At 58.1% G+C, this 2,078-nt stretch carries 1 protein-coding gene; it reads right to left on the minus strand.

The window, feature by feature from the left end:
• On the minus strand, window positions 1-1,871 hold a 1,871-nt coding region (locus A2I95_RS33470), incomplete at its 3' end, for a type VI secretion system Vgr family protein (protein ID WP_291736766.1).
• Window positions 1,872-2,078 lie beyond the last annotated feature (207 nt).

The raw sequence follows: 2,078 nt of genomic DNA on the forward strand, positions 1-2,078 counted from the left end.
GTCTCTGTATGGTCCCCCGTGGCAATGGTTTCTGTCAGGTCGCCGGTGTCCACGTCCAAGGTCATATTGCCGGTCTGGATAGTCTCGGACTTGTCGCCGGTCTCCACCACTTCGGTCCGGTCGCCCTCATGAACGGTTTCCGTCATGTGCTGCTGGACCGTGAAAACATAGCTCTTCTCGTCCGCCTCAGTGACTTCCGGGTCGGGCGCATCCATGCCCACTGTCACCGTCGAGCGGTCCTTGACCAGCATCTGATGGTCCTTCTGCGCCTGCACCCGCATCAGCTCGCTGTCCTTCTTGTCGTCGAACATCAGCTCGTTATAGCCGCCGCCGCCCTTGGAGGAATTGGTTTTGATCCCCAGCTGGGTCTGATCATCGGGATAGGTATAGGGCGGCATGGTTTCAGCATTGTAAAGCATGCCGGTGCAAATCGGCCGGTCGGGATTACCGTCCTCGAACTGGATCACAACCTCTTGGCCGATCCGCGGGATCGCCACCATGCCCCAGTTCTTGCCGGACCAGGGCGTCACTACCCGCACAAAGCAAGAAGAGGTCTCACTCTTCTTGCCTTCACGGTCCCAATGGAACTGGATCTTGATCCGGCCATGCTTGTCGGTCCAGATCTCTTCGCCGCTCTGGCCGACCACGATTGCAGTCTGCAGGCCCTGCACCTCCGGCCAGGGGGTCACCAAGGGCGCCCGGAACTGATCGGATTTCAAAATGGCGCTGAATGTCGATGCATAGACGTCATGCTCCATTTCCTCGGGCACATCCATATTGCGCGCCTTCAGGTCGCGCCGCATCGCTCCTTTGGTAGCAACCTCTTTCTTCTGCTGGCTCTCCCGCTCGCCATAATCCCAGGCCACCTTGATATGATGCTCGGTCTCAATGACGAGATATTCCTTGTTGTTCTCCTTCACCGGATGTTTTTCCATCGTGAAGGTGCTGCCGGTGCCCAGCGTCGCCACACTGGAGGCGCCGCGCCAGCGGATGTGCCTGATCGCCTGCGCTTCCATCCGCACCCGCGACCGCTTGTCGCCCAGTGGGGTCTTGGACGGATAGCGGCCCTGGTAGTCATAAATTTCGTAATCATTGTAGGAATGGCTGCCCCTGGTTATTTCAGTGGCCGCCTTCAGATCCGCCGAGGGCGTTTCAAAGTTGAAATCATTCAGCGTGACCTTACCGCGGGTCAGGATCTCTTCCTTGGTCCATTCCGAGATATGCTCCTCGCGGCGGCGGTCGCTGTCATCGCGGGCGTGGAACTCAATACCCGCGCCGCCCTTGATCGGCGCATGCCCGCTGACACCATCGCACAGCACCAGCTTTTCAATCGCGGTATCGCCAATGGGGCTGTCGAAGTAGAAGTATATCCCCTCTTCCTCCATCAGCCGGCACAAGAAGGCATAGTCGCTCTCGCGGTATTGCAGGCAGTATTCGCGCGCCTCATAGGAATCGCTCAGCTTGTCGGTGAAATCGCTGAAGCCGTACTCGCTGAACAGCTGCTTGATGATATCGACCGAGGTTTTCTCCTGAAATACCCGCAGATCGCTGGTCCGCGTCAGCAGCCAGAACCAGGGGCGCACTTCCGCCACATACATCTCGTAGCCGTTGCGGAACCCCAGATACTCGACCGAAATGCACAGCCCGTTGAACTGATGCTCTGTCTGCTGGCGCATCACATGCACATTCATCTGCTTGCCGACCAGATCCTGAAGCTTGGGCTGGCTCTTGGTCGCGGCAAACTCGATTGTGGTCTCGGTCAGCTTGCTCAGCCCCTCGCGCACAATCGCACGGCTCATCATCAGACCGTCGGTGGAATATGTCCCCGACATCCAGGCGAGGTCGTTTTCATGGCCCTTGCTTTCTACCATGTCTCCTCCTTTCCGCGACGGGAACCGGGCCGGAAATCGCCGGCAGTGTTCTCAAACATTCGCATTATAAATCATCCAAAAGCGCGGCGAGGTCCGCATCCATTTCATCATCATCCCCGTCATCATCATCATCGTCGTCCCCGAACGACGCCAGCAGGTCGTCCAGATCCCCAAGACCATCGTCATCCCCGCCGCCGTCTCCAAGGT

The sequence above is a fragment of the Leisingera sp. F5 genome, assembly GCF_001593695.1.